Here is a 15,487-nt window from a genome sequence, read left to right as displayed (position 1 = left end):
CCCGGCAATTCAACTAAGAAATTCGGCGAGGAGGCAGGGTATCTTATCGATTCCCTGTTTCCTGAAGCTCAGTTTCGGGCAAAGGCGACTTGATAACCGCTGAGAAAATCGCAGCGTTCCAGGCTTTCAGCAATCGCAGGAATCGATATTTTATGATTACCGGTTGCAATAAAAACCAAATGCCACTCTTCTTGTTTATTGTTACTGATAACGGTAATCGAGCCTTCGGCCAATCTATACCCCAAGACATTTGCCAAATCATTGATCTCGGTCTGATTGGGGCGATAACCGGTTTGAAAACGCAAAATGACAGACACTGCATGCCTGGAAGGCAAGGCTGCCTCGATTCGCCCGCCCCATATCATCGTCGCCGACGCAATTAAAGCCAACAAAATTGCCGCAAAATAAAACCCGGCGCCGCATAAAATACCGATGGCCGAAGACGCCCAAATTGATGCAGCGGTCGTCAGGCCGCTGATGTTCAGACCTTCCTTCATGATCACGCCGGCACCCAAGAAACCGATACCCGTCACGATGCCCTGAATAACCCGAGTGGGGTCTGCGGTAGTGGTGAGCGGCAATAAGCCGCCAAACCAGAACTGCGGGTAACCAACGATAACCGTTACCGCCGCGGAAGCCATGCACACCAGTCCATAGGTGCGCATGCCGGCGGCCCGGCCGTGATAGGAGCGTTCGTAGCCCACCACCATGCCCAAAAACAGGGCGCCGACGATATTCATCAGTATCACCACGCTGGCTTCCAATTGGGCAATCGACCAAAACGAAATCAGCCGGTCCGGCGAGATTGGATTCATGTTTACCGTCCGGTTTTTGGGCGGATAAGGGCTACAGGTTTGAGCCTATTGCACCGTTTCCACGTCAACATTGATTTCAATAGGCTTTTGATAATAGATGCCTGATAGTTTTCGTTTGAATTCGTCGGTAATATCCCGAGCATCTTGGCGGCTTTTCATCACGCGTGGGGTGAGCAGTACTACTAATTCGGTTTTGTCCTTGTTACGCGTCGTACCGCCGAAAAGCGGCCCGATTAATGGTATCTCGTGCAGCAGCGGCACGCCGTCACGCAAATAATCGTTGTTTTCCTTAATCAAACCGCCCAGGACGATGGTTTCGCCGCTTTGCACCGCAACACTGCTTTCGATTTCTCGTTTTTGAATGGTGGGCGAGTCGATGGTTTCGCTGGTCGTGGTTTTAATAGCCTGATTCACGCTTTGCAATATGTCCATCAGAACCAGTCCACCGGCATTAACCCTGGGTCTAACCGATAAATTCACACCGGTATCCACCATTTGAATGGAACTAGTTTGGATAGGGTTATTGTTAACGCCGCTAGATGTAACGGGGGTGGAAACCGAGGAGCGAATTGGCACTGAATCACCGACTTTGATCGTGGCTTCCTGGTTGTTCAATACCATCAAGGACGGTGAAGAGATGACATTTACGTTATTGTTTTTGGCACTGGCGTTCAACACGGCTTGAATATCCTTGGAACCGCTGGAAAACGCATAGGAAAAACCGCCAGTTGAAAGCGCTTTTGCCGCATCTTTTGTCAAATCAACCAAGTTTAAACCTTGTACGGAGCCGCCGTTTATCTGGTTGGTGCCGCCATTATTGTGGCTGAAATACCATTGCAGACCGTATTTCAAGTCATCGTTTAACGTCACTTCCACAATCGTCGCATCGATCATTACTTGTAGTGGCAGTACATCCAATTGTTTTAGCACGCGGTCGATCACCGCGTATTCTTGAGCTGTCGCGACAATAATCAGGGCGTTATTGCCTTCATCGGCGATGATTTTTACATTGGGCATGTCGTTGTTATTGCTGCCGCCCGAACTGCTGCTTAAGCTGCCGCCGAGTGCGCCGCTACCGCTGCTGTTTTTGTCTTTGGTTCGGTCGCCAAGCGTTCTATCGCTCATCGAATCCTGCTGCCGATTAGCGCCGCCCGTACTACTACTCGATGAGCTGTCGGACTTTTTATTGGTGGCCGATAATGATTTACGGCCGGAAGCGATGGAAGCCTTGCTGGATTTACCGGAACCGCCGCTACCGAAAATATTGCTTAAGGTCTCGGCCAAATCCGTAGCGCTGACATGTTGCGCCCGGTAGACATTCACGCCGCCGGCTGCCGCCGTGTTGATCCGATCCAGCCGAAATACCCAGTTTTCAATGTCCTTCAGATAACCGGCTTGATGGGTGACGGCTAATACCGCGTTAAGCCTTTCTATCTCTATAAACCGGAAAAAGCTGGCTTCGTCGTCTTTGGACTTTTTAGTGTTGAAGATTTGTTCCAGCTCTTCAATGATTTTGCCGGCGCTGACGTTAGCCGGGGTAAACAAAGCAAAGGAGCGGCCTTTTAAAATATCGACATCAAAGGTATTGACCACATCCAGTGCCCTAGAAATTTCCGCGCCGGAGCCTGCGACCAAAATCAGATTTCGGTTCGGATCGACATGCAGCAAGGATTTTTCCGGCAATAACGGTTTCAATATGTCCGCCAGTTCCGAGGCTGCGACATTTTTTACCGGAATTACCCGTACCTGATAACCATTGGGCATCTTGGCGCCGGACAGAGAGCTGATTGAGCTGCTGTACAAGGCTTCGTTGGACGGTTTAATTAAATACATGCCGCCTTGTTCGGTCAGGGCGGCATTATTCAAGCTCAGCAGCATATCCAGGGTTGGGATCAGCTCGTCCTTGCTTAACGGTTTGGAGGTTTGCAAGGTAACTTTACCGACCACTTGCGGACTGATGGTGTAATTCCGGCCCAGAATGTCGCTGAGTATTACTTTAGCCACTTCGCCCAGATCGGCGTCATCGAAATTCAAACTGTATTCGCCCTTACCGCTGGTTTTGCCGCCGCCGTGGTGGCTGGCTTGGGGGACGATGCTCGCTTCGCCGCTAGGGTACATTTCGACTTTGGTGATTCTATTTTCGGCGTTTTTATTGGCGTCGTTAGCCAGTTCCGGAATCAACAAGGTGTCTTCTTGAGCCGGTTTGCTATCGGCAATAGCCAGTTTTTCATGCAATTGCGGGCCGATAAATTCACAGCCGGTCATGGAAAGCGCCAACGCCAACATTGGAGAAATGTTGATTTTTTTAGTTGTCATTGATGTTCTCGGGATTTTCATTGGGTACTGGTTCTATAGGTTTGGCAACGGCGTTGGGGTGCGGCGGTCTGGGCGGTAAGGCTGGCTTACCCGGTACGGGAGGCTTGACTTGCGCACGCGGTTTTCTCAATACGACCGATTTTTCCTGGCCACCTTGCTGAAGCAGCACATGGTCGGCTTGTATTTGCTTCAGCAGCCAACCGGATATGCTTTGTTCTTCGGTTATTTTTAAAAACTTTTTGGCTTCGTTGCGCTTTCTAAACAAGGCGGTCGGCTTGTTATTTTTATCGTAAACGCCGATTAACTCCCAGTCGTCGATTTGCCCTGAATCTTGAGTTTGCAAATTATCGGTCGGATTGGTTTCGGCGACAGGCTTTCGGCCTTCGACAAACAAAGGTCTATCGACTATATCGCTGTAAGTTTCCGCAGAGCCGCTATTATCGGCGATATTGGGCAGTTGCTCGGCCGGGGATTCGGTTTGCGGGCGCGGCTCCAGCAGTGTTTGCAATTGCTTTAACGTAAATCGACTATAAGTCCATTCCGCTGCCAACAGCAGGCTCAGCGCGCCGCAACCCAGTAATTGCAATCTGATCAGCTTTTGGTTCATGAGGTCTTGGCTCGCATAAAGCTGATGACTTCAAAACTGACATTCAACTGAGAACTGGGGTCCATTTTGTTGGTAGTGCGGTTACGCGCGCCGCGTACCGGGGAAATGTCCAATTGATCGACCAGTAACAAGGGCATATTGGTATCCAGACTATGCAACACCGCGCGCAATGCTTCGATGCTGCCGCTCATCCGCACTTTCACGGCGACGCGGACAAAATCCTCTTCGGCCTTGCCCGGCAAACCTTGCGTGCTGGTCAGTTGGCCGCCGGCTTCCGTTACCGCGGTTTTGACGATGTTTTGCAACTCGGCCGAGGCCAGCGCTTCGGTGTCGCTGTCGCTCAGATAGCCTTGCTGCTGGTATTGCTGATTCAATGATTCCAGGTTTTGGGCAACGCTGTCGCGGCGGGCAACAATAGCTTGCTGACGTTGCAAACGAAACAGCAGGTCGTTTTTTTGCTCGCGATAATCCAGCCAACTGCTGAATAAAGGCAGCAAAACCAGAAATATTACGCTAAATAACACCAATCCCAATAGTGATAGCGCCAGCCAGCGTTGATAACGCGCGTCATTCATTGCTTGGACTCTCCGTTTGCCTCAGATTCAGCAGGGTCGGGATCGCTGGTGGTTGTCGCCTCGGCATCCTGAGCAGGCGCGACGGGTGGCGGGCTAACATCCATACTGATTTGAAAGCGCTCTCGCCCGGTGGCTTTGTCCTGGGTCAACGGCGATACGAAACTGACATTGCTGAAATATGCGGAACTTTCCAACAAACCGATCAAGGAAGACGCGGCCGGCGATTGACCCTGGATTTGCAGGCGTTTGTCTGCAAATTGAAAATGCGTCAACCAGCTGTCATCTTTTAATAAGGTGCTGAGTTCATTCAATACCGCAACCAGAGCGGGAGACTGGGTTTTAATGTCTATCAAACGTTGGGTTTGCTGGCGTAGGGCATCGATTTCATGCTGTTGTTCTTCTATCACGCGAGTTTCTTTTTCCAGCGTTTTAATATGATTTTTCAATACATCGACGGCTTGGCCTTCCTGCCACACCGGCCAGATCAATACAGCCAGAAACAATAATAACAGTAAGCTGTTCAGCAGCCAGTGAGTGGCTTGAGCCAAGGCGTTGCCGCGCGGCCGGTAGCGTTCCGGGAGTAAATTGTAGTCAGGCGCATCGGCAGGGCTGACGGTGCTGGCGTGGCAAAAATCCACCCGCACCGGCTGTATCCCCAAAGCTTGTAGTTTGCCCAGTTGCTCGTCCAGTACGGTTTTAGGCGTAAATACCAGTAATACTTCAATTTGACCATGCTCGGTTTTGCCGAGCGGGATGGCGGCAAAATAGACTTGCTCGGCCTTGAACGGTGTATAGCGGTCTAATTCAAAGCCGACGACTTGTTGCAGATTTTCTTGCGCGGCAGCGGGTAAATAGACGACCTTTTTTAGTGCCTGTGTATGGTCCAGGCGTAAGATCGATTCGGCTTTTTCAAAGTCCGGATGTTGGGCCTTCAAGGTTTGATAACTGTCCGCAATGTTGATGTCCAGCAGCCACGCCATTGGGGTTTGCTGTTGGGCCTCGAGGTAAAAATTGATTTGAAAATCAGCGTCGGCGGTGCTGAATACAAGTGCGCCACTGCGGTCTGTCAGCAAGGATCTGAGACGATTCGGTACCAAAAACGCCAACTCTCGCCCCCACCACTGGAAGAAACGTTTCAGATCGAAATCAATGCTGGTTTGTAAATTCATCTTGAACGGTAATTAGCTGGGATTCCTTGGCCGAGTCGAATAAGGCCAATATTTGCTGACCTTGTTTCCAATCCAGGATTTGGTAGGGCGCTTGGCTGGGGTCTTGGTTCTGGATTCTTACCACTGCTTCGATAGCGGCCGTCGCCTGATCTTCCAGCAGGGTTTGCACCATAATAGTATACGTTTGCTCTTCATCCGCCAATGCCGGATCGGTTTGCTCGGCCGTGTTATCGTCCGCCGCAGCCGATTCAGCCAAACGCTTGTCCAAGTATACATCATGGATATTCTGTTCCTTGAGGCTATCACCAACCATTTGCAGTAACTCCGGAGGTGCCAGCCGCAAGTTTAATTCCGCTTGTCCGGAGTAGATAGTGATCCACGGTTGAAGTTTCTCGAAAATATCAGCGTTAAAGCCCAGCACCAATTGCAACTCCTCCGGGGATTGAAAAGGTTGATTGCTGGGCTGATAAGCCAGTCCGGCCTGCCGATACTGTTTTATTTCGGCGCCGTGCGGACGCGGTTCATCGTCGGCATCCCGCCAATCCAGCAGGGCGTCCAATAAATTCTGCTGGAGTTTTTCGTCGTCGCTTACCGAACTAATCAAGGCCTTTAATAAGGGTTCCTCGGCGGCGTTGATATCGACTTTGCCGGATTCGGCGAGAATTCTGATACGAATTTCGCTATCGTTGCCCGGTATCCGATAGATGCTGCCATCCGCGTGCCAACGCTGGTCGGGATCGGCCTGTTGCAGCATGAATTGGGCAATACTTAAACCGGTTTCTGCACGTGCTTGTGCTTGGGCATTGTTTTTCAATGCGCCCGCGACGCTGCTTTCCCTGCGCATACTCAATGCAAAACTGCCGGCCATCAGGCTCAGCAGCGTCAAAATCCAAATGACGATCACTAGCGCCAGGCCGCTTTGCCGATGGGCTGCCTGTGCACGAAGCATGCTATTCATTCGCAATGCCGGGCTGTTGGTTTTGTTCGCCGAGCAACGCTTCCGCATTCGGCTGGCCGTTGATTTTTAACGCAAATATCATGTCCGGCCAAAAACTGTCGTCATTTAGCGAGATGCTGATTTTTACCAGTTTGGGTAACTGGCCGGTGGCTTGTCCTTGCCATTCGTCTAGCCAAGCGCCATTACCGTCAATGCTGTCAGCCGATGCGCCAAAGTAGCTGATTTTGAAATGCCGTAAATTTTCCAACAATACGACCGGTTCGGCATCGGTAGGTATCGATTCGGTTTGCCGGTAAGGGGTTAAAGCTACCTTAAGGGTCGACGGCTGCTGTGGGTCCAGGCCGACATGAAACACTTGCAAGCCCTTGCGTGCCGAGGCGGCCGGCAACGCAGAGACAAAGCTGATGCTTTGCGGCAAGCCTTCGAAAGCCAGTTTTGGCAGTTCTTGCGATCCCAGTTGTTGATCGTTTTGTTGTTGGTTTTCCTGGATGACTGGGAAGGGTTTGGTATTACTCAAATGTCGTTTGAAGAATTGGTAAACCACGGCTTTTTTATTCACTTCGCTGATTTTGGCTTCGCCGCTGTTCCAGCTTTCCGCCGCTATCCGCAAACTGGCGAACAGCAAGACCACCATGATGCCCAGCAGGCTAATGGCTATCAGCATTTCGATCAGCGTAAATCCTTTTACGGATGAGCGGTTCAGCACTAGCCCGGACCTGGTTGTTGTAGCTTTAAGGTATGCAATTCCACGGAACGTGGTTGTTCTGCCTCGCCCCAGGCAACCACTACCCGCACCGACATCAGCTCCGGCGCCGGCTTTTGCTGATCGGTATCCATATCTCTCAGACTGGCACGGGATTGCGCTGGCGTCGCTGGACTGACAGTAATTTGCCAGTCGTATTTGTCGCCTTCCGTACCCTGACTTTCGCCGGCTGTCAGCTCGGTTTCCACGCCAGTGCGGGCCATCAGCGATTCGGCGATTTGCACCGCGATAGTGTATTCCTCGGAAATAACCGCATTGTTTACGCCGGTGCCGAAGATGCGCAGCAGCACGGTCAGCGCAATCGCCATAATGGAAAAGGCGACCAGAATTTCCAGCAGGGAAAAGCCTTTATGCCGCCGCATCGGAAATACTGACTTCGCCGGTAATCCAGTTCACGTCGATGCGGCGCAATTGATTACCCCATTCCAGCGTGATTCTGCCGCCGGTGGACGAGCCGTCGCCAAAGAACCGAATATGGCCTTGTTCGCCGTCGCTAAACTCTTCCTCCGCAACTACCAGAGACACGTCGATGTCTTCGGCAAACGGGTAAGTTTTATCGCGGTTGCTGATGCTGTAGCTATTGTCTTGCAAATCGATTGCGACGCTGACCGGCTTTTGCGTCATCAGGGCTTGGCCGTGGGCGTAACGCAGGGCCGAGGCCATATCCCTGGCGACGGCTTGCAACTTGGTACTGCGGTTGCCGGAGCCGATATTGCTGCCGACCACCGCGAAAGCCAGCACGCTAATCAGCAGTACGATGATCAATTCGATCAGCGTAAAGCCTTGCATGTGTTGGCGGGCGGGCAGGGCGGTCATTTATTCCCAGCTGTTGATGTCCTGATCTTCGCCTTCGCCGCCTTCTTTTTCATCGGCACCATAGCTGAACAAATCGAACTTACCGTGCTGGCCGGGGAAGACGTAGTGATAATCCTGATTCCAAGGGTCTTGCGGGATTTTGTCCTTGCGCAAGTAAGGGCCGTTCCAACGCTTGGCGTCGGCGGGTCTTTCCACTAACGCCGCCAAACCTTGCTGCGCTGTGGGATAACGGCCTTCGTCGAGTTTGTACATGTCCAGCGACGCCGCCAGATCCTCGATTTGTACTCTGGCGGCTTTGGTTTTGGAGGCGCCCATATGTTTCATCACCTGCGGTCCGACAATCCCGGCCAGCATGGCGATAATGCCCAACACCACCAACAGTTCCAGCAAGGTAAAACCGCCGTGGCGGCGTAACGTGTATTTCATTTGCAAAACTCCTTCTATTAAATGGATGGTACGGGCGAGCTTATTCGTCCGTAGGCCTAAACAGCCAAATCGTTAACGCTCAAAATAGCCAATAAAATGGAAACGATGATGCCGCCTATCATCAAGCCTAACGAAATAATCAAAGCCGGTTCCAGCAGCGCCAGCATCCGCTGGATGGTGGTCTTTAGCTGCTTGTCGTAAATGGTGGCTACCCGCATCAGCATTTCCTCCAACTTGCCCGTTTCCTCGCCCATTTTAATCATTTGCACCGCCAGTTTGGGAAACAGGTTTTGCTGGGCCAACGCGTCCGACATCGTCCGGCCTTGTTTGAGCTGTGCTTCGGCATTTTCTAATAGATCCGCCAACACCATGTTACCGACGGTTTCCCGGACTATGCCCAGTGATTTTAAAATCGACACGCCATTGCCTAATAAAGTGCCGAAGGTGCGGCTGAAATTTGCTATTTCCATGGTCAGGATGATCTCGCCGAACAGCGGAAATTTCAAAAGCCGGCCGTCCCAGGCTTTTTTGCCGGCCGGATCGGCCAACTGCGATTTTATAGTTTGCACGCTGCCAAGAATAACAATCAGCAGCACCCACCAATAACTTTGCAGAAACTCGGCCAGGCCGATGACGATCTGAGTTGGCACCGGCAAGGCCTGGCCAGCGCTGTCGAACATTTCCTTAAATTGCGGTACCACGAAGGTCAGCATCACGAACAAGGATGCCAGGGACATCACCAACAAAATCGCCGGATAAATCAGCGCGGTGCTGACCGTATCTTTCAGTTCTTGCGAGCGCTCCATATACTCGGATAAACGCATTAACACACCGCCAAGATTGCCGCCCATTTCGCCGGCGCGGATCATGTTCAGATAAAACTTGGAAAACACCCCGCTCTGGCTCTCCAGCGCGTCGGCCAGCGCCTTGCCGGCCTTGACCTTTTCCAGAACCTCGCCGACCAGTTTATTCAATTTCGGGTTTTCTTCGGTCAACTGCATCAGAATCGTCAACGAGCGGTCCAGCGGCAAACCCGATTCCAGCAAAGTCGCCAGCTCTCCAGTTAGCATGCCGATTTCTTTCTGGGAAAGCTTGACCCCGGCAGACTTTAATTTGAACCCCAGAAAGGTCTTATCCTTCGCCAACTCAATGCGGATGGGAATTAAGCCCTGGTTTTGCAATTCCAGCAGCAAGGCCTGCTCGTCTGCGGCATTACGCACACCGTCTTCGGCGACACCCTGACTGTTGACGGCTTTGTAGGAGAATAAAGGCATGTATTTGCTTAGTTTGCTTTTTGGCTGGGTTTGCGGTTCGGTAGTTGGCAATGTTTTTGTAATGCCAAGACATAGACACTCGGTTACTGTCGCGTAGCGTGTATACGTCTATCACATTTCATGTTATCAACCCGGCCCTATTTATCACTGGTATTCCGTTCGGGCTGAGCTGGTCGAAGCCCAGGCGGGTGTGCCCTTCGACAAGCTTAGTACCCTCAAGGGCATAGAGGTGAACGGCTTTTAAGGGCCGAGTTAATAATCACGCAGATTCGGCTTGGCTTAATTCCGCCGGCAAAACATGGTCGCCACTATAAAGTAGTTGCGGGCGTATCTCAAAACTCCATGCGTATCCCGACATTAAAGGCGTGGCGGGATACGTATTCCTGGCCGAAGGTGGTGTCGTATTGAATGAACGCCGAGCCGCCAAACGGCAGTTGGGCCGATAAACCGGCGCGCAGATTAATGTAATCCTTATCGACACTAAAACTGTTGGTGGTAAAGGCATTGTTAGGCGAATCGACGAAGCGGGTGGTAATGAGGGAGTTTTTATTGAACCACTGATGCTCCCATTCGACATTCACTTGCGAAACCAGAACCCCCATCGGCGTGCTCAGCGCATGCGTGACCATGGCGCCGATACTGCTGCTCAACGACTCGTTGTCCAAGTCGCCGACGATCATATTCATGCCTAAACCGGCACCTTGTTCCTTGCGGCCGTTGACAAAATTGTAACCGTATTCCGTGCGGCCTCTAAGGCCAAACGTCCATTCTTTTACGGCTATGTCGTAACCGCTGCTGAGGCTGGTGCGATTTTGCCAGCCATCGGTTTGGCTGGATGCCGTTTCATTGACCGCTGTGCCGTTGGCATCGTTATACAGCGTGACGCGTTTGGAATCGTATTGGTTATAAGTCAGGTTGTTGACCAGATCAACATACCAGTTATCGGTCAGGTTTAGCGAGCCGAAGGCTGATACGGTGTATCCATCTATGCTTTGGCTGCCGCCTTGTTGGGAAATCAGTGCGGTGCTGCTGCCGTAGCCGGCAGACAAACCCATGAGTAGCCGTTTGCTCAAGCGATAGTCGGCGCCGGCAGTGACGGCGGACATCGTGGACGCATAACCGCGTTGAACTACCGTCGCGGTTCTATCCGCCCATTCGAACTGGCCGTTAATGAATAAGCCCAAATTGCTGAAGCCGGAGATAAGATCGGTGCCGTCGGCGTCGTTACCCGTGTTCAAGGAAATACTGACCGAGGAGGGTGCATTGGATGAGGATTGACCATCTTTTTCCGGCGTTGAAGCCTGAATGCTGATGCCGTTAGAACTGGGCGTACTGGGCGTGTTTATGTTGCTTGATGCATTCGGCGCGCTGACACTGTTTGTTGAGCTGGGCCCGCTGATATTGCCTGGAGCGCTGCCGATAGCCATTGAACTGCTTACTGGTGTGTTGAGCTTGGCGGACGCATTGAAACTGGAAGGAGATCCGGCGCCGACGCTTCCGGCTCTTAGAGAGACCAGCCGCTGAGTGACGTTGCCGGATTGCAGTTTGGCTATTTGGTTGGACACGGTTTGTTCCGCCGCGATTTGGCCAGGGCTGATTTGCCGCAACGCGCTGATGAATTGATCTACTTTGCTGGCATCGGCGGTACCGTTTGCTAAAAAGGGTTTCAAGCCGTTCAATAGATTCTGCAGATTAGTCGGGGTCGAGGCGCTGCAGTCTATTTGTTGTAAGGCTCTTGCCAGGGATTGCACGTCGGCGGGAACCAGATTGGGCAATCTGGGCACCATGGTCAGCAAAAACTGCTTTTCCTGTTTGGAAAATATAAACATATCGCTGGAGCCTTCCGGGCAAGTAATGCTCTGGTTAAAATTTCCGGTGATACTGCCGCTGGTGGTTTGCAACAGCACAGACTGCGAAAACGCCTGTTGCGGCGAGAAATTAGGCTGGCTGAGCAAGCGTTGTAAATTAAGCTTTGCGCCCTGAATATCGATGCTGCGCGCGGTAATCGAATCGGTCACCAATTGCCCGTTTACCCCGCCCAATTCCAAATTCAAGCTGCTGGACTCGCGAAATATCAAATCGGCCGATGTGGCATCGATGGCCGCTATACCCTGACCATTGGCACCTGGTCCCGGCGAGAAGCTATTGTTTATGTCCACAATGCCGGCGTAAGAACCGCTGCCGGATACCGGGCCGTTCAAAGTCAGATGCGAACCGGCGATGCCGACCGTGCCATCGTTGATGAGGGGACCGCTGATGCTGCCGTTGCCGCCGAAGCTTCCCGCTTGAATCTCGGTCAAAGCCTGGCTCCAAACGCCGTCCACCCGGGTAGTGCCGGCGGTTTGCCGGTAAGTGCCTGAGCCGGTAAAAGTTGCGTTGCTGGTCACCCGCACATTGCCAGAATTGATGACGGTCGATTGATTGTTGAGGATGAAATTGCCGTTCAGCAATAAATCGCTGGCAGAGCCTCCCGAGCCGCTGATAATCAAACTGCCGGGGCCAAGCATCCCACCACCGGAAAGCACGGCCGATTGCACTCTTAATTCGCCCGGGCCCGACAATATGCCGCCAGTCTGCACGTAACGGCTGACCTCCGTGCTGGTGTGCTGCAAATTGACGGTGCCGTTGTTTATAGTAAAGGTGCCGCCCAGGTTAAGTAGCTTGGTTGCCGCGGACGAAAAATTGACGGTGCCTCCGGATACCGTGGTGGAATTGCTTACCGAATAATCGCCGGCGATAGTAGTTGTCCCGCCGCTGAACACCGCATCGGTGGCGGTAAGTGCAACGCCGGCGTTGACTAGATTGGTTCCGCCGCTAAAGGTGATATTAGCCGTGCCGAGATTGGTGCCCGCATTGAATTGGTGGTTGCCCGCGCCGAATTGCAAGGTACCGTTACCGGTGAAATTGCCGGAGTGGGTATCGCTGCCGGTAAAATTCAATACGCCGGCATCTACAAATGTGTTGCCGGTGTAACTGTTAGTACCGTTTAAGATCACCGTACCCGACGTGGTTTTATTCAAGCCGACGTTGCCGGCCAGATTGGCGTTGACCGTGCCGGCTTGAAGATCAAAAGCGCTGTTCGACGTTAAAGTGCCGGCGCCCATAATCGAGCCGGACAGTAATTGCACACCTGCCACAGTATCGTTATTGTTACCCAAATCGAAACTACCGCCGTTGACGATCAAGCTGGAGGCGTTGGCGATCACATTGCTGGCGCCGAGGGTCAGGGTGCCGGCGCTGACCTGAGTGCTGCCGGTGTAGGTATTGGCGCCGCTCAGCGTTACGGTGCCGGCGGTGGTTTTGTTCAATCCGACACTGCCGCCTAACACAGCGCTGACCGTGCCGGCTTGCATATCAAACGTGCTGTTCGAGGTTAACGTGCCAGTGCCGGTGATCGACCCCGACAACAATTGCACGCCGGCGACGGTGTCGCTGTTGGCACCCAAATCGAAACTACCGCCGTTGACGATCAAGCTGGAGGTATTGGCGAGCACATCGCTGGCGCCCAAAGCCAACGTGCCGGCGCCGACTTGCGTGTTGCCGGTGTACGTGTTGGTGCCGCTGAGCGTCACGGTGCCGGCAGTGGTTTTGTTCAAGCCCACACTGCCGCCTAACACAGCGTTGACCGTGCCGGCTTGCATATCAAACGTGCTGTTCGACGTTAACGTGCCCGTGCCGGTGATCGACCCCGACAACAATTGCACGCCGGCGACGGTGTCGCTGTTTGCGCCCAAGTCGAAGGTACCCCCGTTGACCACCAGACTGGAGGCGTCGGCAATCACGTTGCTGTTGCCCAAAGCCAACGTGCCGGCGCTGACTTGCGTGTTGCCGGTGTACGTGTTGGTGCCGCTTAGCGTCACGGTGCCGGCAGTGGTTTTGTTCAAGCCCACGCTGCCGCCTAACACAGCGCTGACCGTGCCGGCTTGCATATCAAACGTGCTGTTCGACGTTAACGTGCCTGTGCCGGTAATCGAACCGGATAGTAATTGCACCCCGGCCACCGCGTCGTTATGGCTGCCCAGATCGAAGCTGCCGCCGTTGACGATCAGGCTGGAGGTATTGGCGAGCACATCGCCGGCGCCCAAAGCCAACGTGCCGGCGCTGACTTGCGTGTTGCCGGTGTACGTGTTGGTGCCGCTTAGCGTCACGGTGCCGGCAGTGGTTTTGTTCAATCCGACGCTGCCGCCTAACACAGCGCTGACCGTGCCGGCTTGCATATCAAACGTGCTGTTCGACGTTAACGTGCCAGTGCCGGTGATCGACCCCGACAACAATTGCACGCCGGCCACGGTGTCGCTGTTTGCGCCCAAGTCGAAGGTACCCCCGTTGACCACCAGACTGGAGGCGTCGGCAATCACGTTACTGTTGCCCAAAGCCAACGTGCCGGCGCTGACTTGCGTGTTGCCGGTGTACGTGTTGGTGCCGCTTAGCGTCACGGTGCCGGCAGTGGTTTTGTTCAATCCGACGCTGCCGCCTAACACAGCGCTGACCGTGCCGGCTTGCATATCAAACGTGCTGTTCGACGTTAACGTGCCAGTGCCGGTGATCGACCCCGACAACAATTGCACGCCGGCCACGGTGTCGCTGTTTGCGCCCAAGTCGAAGGTACCCCCGTTGACCACCAGACTGGAGGCGTCGGCAATCACGTTACTGTTGCCCAAAGCCAACGTGCCGGCGCTGACTTGCGTGTTGCCGGTGTACGTGTTGGTGCCGCTTAGCGTCACGGTGCCGGCAGTGGTTTTGTTCAAGCCCACGCTGCCGCCTAACACAGCGCTGACCGTGCCGGCTTGCATATCAAACGTGCTGTTCGACGTTAACGTGCCTGTGCCGGTAATCGAACCCGATAGTAATTGCACCCCGGCCACCGCGTCGTTATGGCTGCCCAGATCGAAGCTGCCGCCGTTGACGATCAGGCTGGAGGTATTGGCGAGCACATCGCCGGCGCCCAAAGCCAACGTGCCGGCGCTGACTTGCGTGTTGCCGGTGTACGTGTTGGTGCCGCTTAGCGTCACGGTGCCGGCAGTGGTTTTGTTCAATCCGACACTGCCGCCTAACACAGCGCTGACCGTGCCGGCTTGCATATCAAACGTGCTGTTCGACGTTAACGTGCCTGTGCCGGTAATCGAACCCGATAGTAATTGCACCCCGGCCACCGCGTCGTTATGGCTGCCCAGATCGAAGCTGCCGCCGTTGACGATCAGGCTGGAGGTATTGGCGAGCACATCGCCGGCGCCCAAAGCCAACGTGCCGGCGCTGACTTGCGTGTTGCCGGTGTACGTGTTGGTGCCGCTTAGCGTCACGGTGCCGGCAGTGGTTTTGTTCAATCCGACACTGCCGCCTAACACAGCGTTGACCGTGCCGGCTTGCATATCAAAGTCGTTGGTTGAGGTTAATGTGCCGGCGCCGCTCAAAGTCGCGCCTGCATGCGCTAAACTGAAATTTGCCACGCTGGGCGAAATATCAAGAGCCACATTTTGGCTGACATTGATAACCGCGTCATCGGCGGCTCCGGGGCTTGCGGCACATGACCAGTTAGCGGGCGTAGACCAGATGTCATCCCCACCTTGCCAGTTACAAACGGCAGCGTCGGCGGTTGAAAAAAATCCGATCAGCAGCGCGGAGAAAGGGCAAGAGGCATACGCGCCGACGCGGCGTGAACGCCGTCCGGCTATCGGTGGATTATTTGCAGACTCGGCTAGTGATTGACACATCTTGAATCCATGATGTTGATTAAAAAGTGGGTTTTGGTCATATTCCACTTGCAGCTA

Annotated in this window: 12 protein-coding genes; all 12 read right to left on the bottom strand. The window is 53.4% G+C overall.

The features are described 5' to 3' along the window. Positions 1 to 68: 68 nt before the first annotated feature. The 12 genes from ACR64Q_RS12370 to ACR64Q_RS12315 all read right to left on the bottom strand — a co-directional run bounded on the left by ACR64Q_RS12370 (position 69) and on the right by ACR64Q_RS12315 (position 15,430). Positions 69 to 815: an MgtC/SapB family protein gene (locus tag ACR64Q_RS12370; RefSeq protein WP_313735012.1), complete on the bottom strand. Its 747-nt coding sequence runs from the start codon at positions 813 to 815 to the stop codon at positions 69 to 71. A 45-nt stretch (positions 816 to 860) separates the two neighbouring features. Next, positions 861 to 3,131: a type II secretion system secretin GspD gene (gene gspD, locus ACR64Q_RS12365; RefSeq protein ID WP_313735011.1), complete on the bottom strand. Its 2,271-nt coding sequence runs from the start codon at positions 3,129 to 3,131 to the stop codon at positions 861 to 863. Further along, positions 3,121 to 3,738, bottom strand: a complete 618-nt coding sequence (locus ACR64Q_RS12360) for a hypothetical protein (RefSeq protein WP_313735010.1) — start codon at positions 3,736 to 3,738, stop codon at positions 3,121 to 3,123. Before ACR64Q_RS12360 ends, gspD begins: the two co-directional genes overlap by 11 nt. Then, entirely contained in the window at positions 3,735 to 4,313 is a 579-nt protein-coding gene (gene gspM / locus ACR64Q_RS12355) for a type II secretion system protein GspM (RefSeq protein WP_020482252.1), read from the bottom strand. Before gspM ends, ACR64Q_RS12360 begins: the two co-directional genes overlap by 4 nt. Then, complete coding sequence (locus tag ACR64Q_RS12350) at positions 4,310 to 5,482, bottom strand: PilN domain-containing protein (protein ID WP_026601137.1); 1,173 nt, start codon at positions 5,480 to 5,482, stop codon at positions 4,310 to 4,312. Before ACR64Q_RS12350 ends, gspM begins: the two co-directional genes overlap by 4 nt. Then, entirely contained in the window at positions 5,460 to 6,440 is a 981-nt protein-coding gene (locus ACR64Q_RS12345) for a type II secretion system minor pseudopilin (protein ID WP_313735009.1), read from the bottom strand. The genes ACR64Q_RS12350 and ACR64Q_RS12345 overlap by 23 nt, the downstream gene beginning before the upstream one ends. After that, entirely contained in the window at positions 6,433 to 7,146 is a 714-nt protein-coding gene (locus ACR64Q_RS12340; RefSeq protein WP_026601135.1) for a prepilin-type N-terminal cleavage/methylation domain-containing protein, read from the bottom strand. Before ACR64Q_RS12340 ends, ACR64Q_RS12345 begins: the two co-directional genes overlap by 8 nt. Continuing rightward, a complete protein-coding gene (locus tag ACR64Q_RS12335; RefSeq protein ID WP_026601134.1) occupies positions 7,146 to 7,565 on the bottom strand; it encodes a type IV pilus modification PilV family protein in 420 nt (139 codons plus the stop codon). The genes ACR64Q_RS12340 and ACR64Q_RS12335 overlap by 1 nt, the downstream gene beginning before the upstream one ends. Then, complete coding sequence (locus tag ACR64Q_RS12330) at positions 7,552 to 8,019, bottom strand: GspH/FimT family pseudopilin (protein ID WP_026601133.1); 468 nt, start codon at positions 8,017 to 8,019, stop codon at positions 7,552 to 7,554. The genes ACR64Q_RS12335 and ACR64Q_RS12330 overlap by 14 nt, the downstream gene beginning before the upstream one ends. Further along, positions 8,020 to 8,445 (bottom strand): type II secretion system major pseudopilin GspG, encoded by a 426-nt coding sequence (gene gspG / locus ACR64Q_RS12325; RefSeq protein ID WP_026601132.1) that lies wholly within the window; start codon positions 8,443 to 8,445, stop codon positions 8,020 to 8,022. 56 nt (positions 8,446 to 8,501) lie between these two features. After that, the gene (locus ACR64Q_RS12320; RefSeq protein ID WP_026146875.1) at positions 8,502 to 9,719 is read right to left on the bottom strand and encodes a type II secretion system F family protein; all 1,218 of its coding nucleotides are present in this window, start codon (positions 9,717 to 9,719) and stop codon (positions 8,502 to 8,504) included. A 332-nt stretch (positions 9,720 to 10,051) separates the two neighbouring features. Further along, on the bottom strand, positions 10,052 to 15,430 hold the full coding sequence (locus tag ACR64Q_RS12315; RefSeq protein WP_313735007.1) for an autotransporter domain-containing protein: 5,379 nt from the start codon (positions 15,428 to 15,430) through the stop codon (positions 10,052 to 10,054). Positions 15,431 to 15,487 lie beyond the last annotated feature (57 nt).

The sequence above is a fragment of the Methylomonas sp. 2F7 genome, from assembly GCF_057126975.1.
Note: the sequence above shows the minus strand (reverse complement) of the source record. Positions and strands in the feature narration are given on the sequence as shown.

Excerpts from the sequence above, each read along its gene's own strand:
- ACR64Q_RS12345 (WP_313735009.1), bottom strand. The coding sequence starts at position 6,440 with ATGAATAGCATGCTTCGTGCACAGGCAGCCCATCGGCAAAGCGGCCTG.
- ACR64Q_RS12335 (WP_026601134.1), bottom strand. The coding sequence starts at position 7,565 with ATGCGGCGGCATAAAGGCTTTTCCCTGCTGGAAATTCTGGTCGCCTTT.
- ACR64Q_RS12370 (WP_313735012.1), bottom strand. The coding sequence starts at position 815 with ATGAATCCAATCTCGCCGGACCGGCTGATTTCGTTTTGGTCGATTGCC.
- ACR64Q_RS12360 (WP_313735010.1), bottom strand. The coding sequence starts at position 3,738 with ATGAACCAAAAGCTGATCAGATTGCAATTACTGGGTTGCGGCGCGCTG.
- ACR64Q_RS12320 (WP_026146875.1), bottom strand. The coding sequence starts at position 9,719 with ATGCCTTTATTCTCCTACAAAGCCGTCAACAGTCAGGGTGTCGCCGAA.
- ACR64Q_RS12330 (WP_026601133.1), bottom strand. The coding sequence starts at position 8,019 with ATGACCGCCCTGCCCGCCCGCCAACACATGCAAGGCTTTACGCTGATC.
- gspM (WP_020482252.1), bottom strand. The coding sequence starts at position 4,313 with ATGAATGACGCGCGTTATCAACGCTGGCTGGCGCTATCACTATTGGGA.
- ACR64Q_RS12315 (WP_313735007.1), bottom strand. The coding sequence starts at position 15,430 with ATGTGTCAATCACTAGCCGAGTCTGCAAATAATCCACCGATAGCCGGA.
- ACR64Q_RS12350 (WP_026601137.1), bottom strand. The coding sequence starts at position 5,482 with ATGAATTTACAAACCAGCATTGATTTCGATCTGAAACGTTTCTTCCAG.
- gspG (WP_026601132.1), bottom strand. The coding sequence starts at position 8,445 with ATGAAATACACGTTACGCCGCCACGGCGGTTTTACCTTGCTGGAACTG.
- gspD (WP_313735011.1), bottom strand. The coding sequence starts at position 3,131 with ATGACAACTAAAAAAATCAACATTTCTCCAATGTTGGCGTTGGCGCTT.